The sequence below is a fragment of the Methylobacterium isbiliense genome, from assembly GCF_022179325.1.
GTDB classification, from domain to species: domain Bacteria; phylum Pseudomonadota; class Alphaproteobacteria; order Rhizobiales; family Beijerinckiaceae; genus Methylobacterium; species Methylobacterium isbiliense.
In genome coordinates, this window is sequence record NZ_BPQQ01000141.1 from 1 (window position 1) to 5616 (window position 5616).

Annotated in this window: 3 protein-coding genes and 1 pseudogene; 1 reads left to right on the forward strand and 3 read right to left on the reverse strand. The window is 45.3% G+C overall.

Going from position 1 to position 5616, the window contains the following annotated elements:
• Positions 1-323: 323 nt before the first annotated feature.
• From MFF61_RS33240 to MFF61_RS33250, 3 genes and pseudogenes are all read right to left on the reverse strand, one after another.
• Positions 324-913 (reverse strand): annotated as a pseudogene (locus MFF61_RS33240) (helix-turn-helix domain-containing protein); the annotation flags it as partial.
• Positions 914-965: 52 nt separating this feature from the next.
• On the reverse strand, positions 966-2912 hold the full coding sequence (locus tag MFF61_RS33245; protein WP_238242043.1) for a glycosyltransferase: 1947 nt from the start codon (positions 2910-2912) through the stop codon (positions 966-968).
• A 27-nt stretch (positions 2913-2939) separates the two neighbouring features.
• On the reverse strand, positions 2940-5138 hold the full coding sequence (locus tag MFF61_RS33250; protein ID WP_238242045.1) for a glycosyltransferase: 2199 nt from the start codon (positions 5136-5138) through the stop codon (positions 2940-2942).
• Positions 5139-5297: 159 nt separating this feature from the next.
• On the opposite strand from MFF61_RS33250, the gene MFF61_RS33255 reads away from it, so the two are divergent.
• The gene (locus tag MFF61_RS33255) at positions 5298-5609 is read left to right on the forward strand and encodes a helix-turn-helix domain-containing protein (RefSeq protein ID WP_238242046.1); all 312 of its coding nucleotides are present in this window, start codon (positions 5298-5300) and stop codon (positions 5607-5609) included.
• The last annotated feature ends 7 nt before the right edge of the window (positions 5610-5616 follow it).

Below are 5616 nucleotides of genomic sequence, written 5' to 3' on the forward strand. Positions count from 1 at the left end.
ACCCTGATTGCCGCGCTACAGGCAGTTGAGGCTGGAGCGCGACATCCTCTCTCGCGCGACAGCCTGGTTTGCGCGCGAGACCGGAGTTCTGCCGTCGGGATCTTCCGGTTCATGAGCGAGAACCAAGCGTACTCACTCCCGGCCCGAGGCCCGCATGGCCCTCTTCAGCTACCTCGAAGGCTTCTACAACCCAGTGCGGCGACACTCCGCCCTGGGCTACCGCTCACCCGTCGTCTACGAACAGGAGCATCGCCCAAAACCCGCAACCGAGACCCTGGTCACCCAAGCCCCGTAACCGTCCACAGAAACCGGGCAATCCCACAGACCTCTATCGGCTTGCCGCGCGTCGCCTGCGCGATCTCTGCCACACGAGCCGGGAGGGCTTTTTAATAGCGTCAGCGGCCGCCGGATCCTGGGCGTGGTGGCGGGGACGGGCCGAGAGTTTCCGGTAGCCCATCGCTCGCAGCACACGGCTCAGCGTCTGCTCGGAGACCGAGACGCCGTGGTCCTCAAACAGGATCTGGCGGAGATCAATCAGCCGCCAGCGCACCACCCCGCGGGCTGCCGGGATCGGCCCTTGCTCGACCAAGGCACGCAGCGTCTCCCGTTGCTTGCAGGTCAGGCGCGGCCGCGCGCCAGGAGCTTTGCCAGTGATCAGCCCGTCCGGGCCCTTGGCGTTGAAGGCCAGGACCCAGTCCCGCACCGTCTGCAGCCCGACCCCGCCGAGCGCGGCGGCTTGCGTGCGTGAGCCACCCGCGAAGATCGCTGACAGGGCCAGCAGGCGGCGGGTCTGGGCTGGGTCGCGCGAAGCTTGGGCCAACCGACGCAGGGCCTCGGCGTCAAAGTCTGGTCGCAGCCGGAACGGAGCGGCCATGCCATCCTCCTCTGGCGATAAGCCAGAGGACAGAATCATCAACCCTCGCCAACCGCTACCCAGTATGAGTCCCAATCAGCGAGGGCTGACATTACTCATATACCTGAGTTTTATGCAAATCTATGTTCGAGTCTTTCATTAGTTTGATGGCTACATCATATCTACTCATGCCTCTAGACTCAAGCATATAGATATACGATCTAAGTCCTTCTGGATCTGCTTCTTTTCTCAATATCCTTCTATACATCGATACTACGAATTGCTCGTTGTTTCTGCCGTCAAAATCCCGAATACTCACTCTATTGGAAATTTTACATTTACTGCCAGTGATATCATCAGCAATAGCTTCCATGATTATGCGCGCTCCGATACCCGGATAATTGGCGTATCTATTGGTATATAAAATTATCTCATCGATGCTGGCACCTTCGTAATACCACGCTAAAAGGTCCTGCGCCTGCTCGTAATTGCTTACTTCTAAGTCTAGTGTTCTGAGTATTTTGTAAAGGTTCGGAGATTTCGTATGACGTTCAGTCAAATAATCTATCAAGGTGTCGATGTATGGTTTGCTTTTTGCGAAACTATTGGCCGGTGCCACAGATGCGAATTCATCACTATGAGTTATCTCCCTGATTTTAATCAATCTAGCGGCCTTATCATCAAACATCGGAGACATTAATATCATTTCAGTTTCAGGATATCTACATAAAAGTAGTTTATACGACAAATTCAGAAAATCTTGGCCGTTTCTGGCTTTAATAATAGTAATTATATGTCGTGATATTTGAAGAATATACTGTATATTTGATACATTGCTGTGACATGCATCGCTTAATGTTTCGATAAACCTAACTTTCTTTGCGACGAGATCTATTGCGACAGTATTTGACATTTTGTCAATCAAAATATTAGCAGAATCCTCCCACTTGTGGGTATAACTGGAAGGCGTGAAATCACTTTGTAACGTTTTATTTATATAATATACTAAATTATGCTCGTTAATATTCTGAAGTACTGTCGCATTTTGCACAATATCTGCAGCAGGCACTGAATTGTTTGTAATGACATGCAACCCCATATACGCCATTTCTACAACAGGTAGGCCAAAACCTTCAATCTCTGAAATGTAAATTCCTATAGATGACCTAGATAAGATTTCAATGACACTTTGATCAGGAATGCCTACGTGGTGCTCAACCTCTGCCATGGCGAAACATCTTTCTATAAATTGCTTTTCTACGGAGCCAATCCAACCCCAGCTACCAATCCAATGTATTTTATTAAATGATCTTCTATTGATTTTTGTTAGAGCTTTCGCAATTTCTATTGGGTATTTTCTAGGTTCAATGGTTCCGATCACCACAATATCCGTCCGATTTGCAGCTTCTTGAAGCGCGTTAGTTAGATTTCCTCCCAAAGGCACGATAAAAATTCTGGAAGGATCGAAATTGAGACTTTGTTCCAACCTCGATTTTACGCGCTCATTCGATACGATAAGAAAACGGGCGCCTTTCCAAACTTTTAAAACTTTAACATAATCATAGGCTATTGCCCAGTCGAGCTGAGGAAATAAGTGCGGACTATCAAATAAAATTAGATCATGCACAAAGTGACCGCATTCGATAAGTGATTTATTATAAATATTCAGATAAAATTCTGATCTCTCTTCTGAGGAAAACATTTCGAAATTCAATATCAGGACGCAATGTTCTATAAGTTTATCGATTTGCAATACATGATTATTCGCGTTAATATAGATCAAAAGATCTAAATGCGCCTTTGTAGTTCTCTGATGAATGCTGGTTAGATCTTGAACTACGCGTGATACCATTGTGAGTTCGGCGTCTTCAAAGAATGATCTTAAGTATGTTGCAATTTCCGGACCATAAACTTTTACGTTATGACGGTCAATAACGCTGAACGCAATCCAAGGCAATTTTAGATTCTCTATGAAACCGAGTACAACGCGTTGAATGCCTGTGCGGATTGGGTTCGCTACAAATTCCGTCAAATCGACAGCAACAATTTTTTCTTTCACTGTTCATCCCTCCTCGGATCTTGTCGCTTATTTGTTAGCAGCGACAATCGTACCGGCCTCAATTTTGTCGAGATAATGCATAGGAGTGACGGCATTCATCGGTGTATATCGCTTCTTTGACGCAAGCTCGACAGCATCAGCAATATGCATGGGTGAAAAGCTATCCGGAATGGTTACGCAGCAATCTTCAAGGTTCATACCTTGTGATATGGATGAAACAGTTACAATAGGAATTCCGCATACGGCGCAGTCTGCCACTGGTCCTGAGACTTGACCAAAGATCGGATATCTTAATTGAATTGCCACATCGCAACGTTGTAAGTACTCGATATACATAGATCTGTCTACATAGCCCACAAAATCTATGTTATCTTTTATTTCAAGAGACAAAATTATTTTGTCGAGCAGCCCACGGTAGTGATGGTCTGATTTTCCAATGAAAACTAAGTTAAAGATAACTCCTCTCATTTTTAATATCGACGCCGCCATGATAATTTCGGAGCATCCCTTTGTCGCTTCTAGCTCTCCAAACATAAATATATTCAGCATAAAGGCCGGTCTATTTCTATAAAAGTTTCTATTTTCGATGATCTTAGATCTCTCCTCATCTGACATCTGTGTCAAAAATTCCACGTAACGCACGCGATCAGTATTGTACGTCGTCTTGATCATGTTTAGTTGTACCAAGCTATGTACAATGACCTCAGACGATCTATCGACAATTTCATTCAAGAAGGAATGCGTCAATTTCCGTCTATTTTTCTGCCAATACTCCACATTCTCTACTTTGATATTGAAGTCGCCTTTAAATATAGAATTATGAAGTTGTATAATTTTCCAAGCACCGTATCTATTCAGCAAAAACTCAAACATTCTACTGTCATGTAATATACAAACACCTGGAACATGGCATACTGCGGTGTATGCTTTGCTATGAAATATTTCATTATTTCCGATTGAATATATAATTCTACTTTCCTGGTTCTCATACAGCCACTTGAAAAAATCTTCATCGCCGAGAGAGTCAACATCCTTATAGGTATAGTCACGGCTGATCAGCTCATCACAGATATACGAATTAAAAACAGCGATACCCGTTTTCTTCCCATTTTCTGGTCCAACAAAAACTTTGGGCACATCCGCATGCAACGATGCACCTGATGAATTGTGCATAGAGCCGATGCTGTTCTTGAGATGCTCAAGTTCAGCGTGATGATCAAAGTATCTATAGTTTTCCGCAAAAAAATATTTCTTTTCAATGATGCTCTTCAACGCCTTCATTAACTCATCTGGTGATCTGGGATCGAACAGAAACTCTTTGTTAAGAATCTGTTCTTCATGAGCAGGAATGCGAGATCCGATGACAGATGCTTTTAAACTTATAGCCTCTCGAACCGGTATTGAAAAACCTTCGTCTTTGGACGGAACTATTGTACACGCCGCTTTAATGTACAGTTTTTTTAGGTCTTCATCTGGCAATCGGCCGGTGAATTCCACCTTATTTTTTCCAAAATCTATTTGATGGTCTGGGAATGTATTGTTTATGTAACTCTCCGAAACACCGCCTCCAAAAACTACCTTTAGTCCCAAGCTGTTAATCATCTTTATACTGTTCAGTATCAACTCAATATTCTTCCTTCTATCTTGCGCAGCAGCAATAAAAACATATGGTTCCTCTGCGTCGTTCCTATCTACGCTGTCGGCAGACGAAGCGTTTTCATCTGCTGAAAATCGAGATAGTGGATGCATCACACTTACAGCGCGGTTAGATGTATCTACAAATAAATTGATTTGCCGCATCGTATGATCGGAATTTGCAATCAATAAATCGTATCGGCTTAAACTTTTAAGAAGATAATTATACTCAAGATAATCGTAATTATCAGTAAAAAAATTCTGGCTCATAATAGGTATAAAATCGTGAACGACTGCTATTCTCCACATATTTTGCCTAAGTGCGTAGGAAAGAGCTGATGTATCATGCGTCATTGGCGAAGGATTTATGTAGCCATCTCCATCAAAATCGAAGACATTATTCAAATAACTGGAAAAGAAAATTTTACTATCCTCTAAAACGTCCGGTAGTTGAAAATCTACATAGCACGCAATTCTTAAATCCGGAAATATTGACTTAAGGGAGCGCAATAAAAACAATGAATACTGACCAATTCCCTTGGATGAATAATCTTCGTCTTGTAGAGCGCGTCCATCGAAAAGTATATACATGCTTCTATGTCTCTCAAAATCGGAGTACGCGCAGCTGGCTCAATCCGTAGGGTTCTTGCGGCCAAACTTATAGAGCGGTGCCTGGGACCTGTTAAGAGCGCCTAGTGTCCTGATCGCGAAGTTTCTACGATCACGGGGCATGATCGGAGAGACGGCGCGATGGGCAAAGCCGCGGTTGGTATCGACCTGACAGAGCCGGAGCGGCGCGAACTGGAGTCACCGGCACGGGGCCAGAAGACCGGACAGGCGCTGGCGCGGCGGGCGCGGATCGTGCTCGCGGCGGCCTCGGGGCTGGAGAACAAGGCGATCTGCACTGCGGTCGGTGCGGATGCCAACACGGACTCGAAGTGGCGGCGACGCTTTGCCGAACGCCGGCTCGTCGAGCTCCTGGGCGAACCCCGTCTAGACGCACCGCGCACGATCGGCGACGATGAGATCGCCGAGACCATTCGCCTGACGCTAGTGCATTGACGCATTC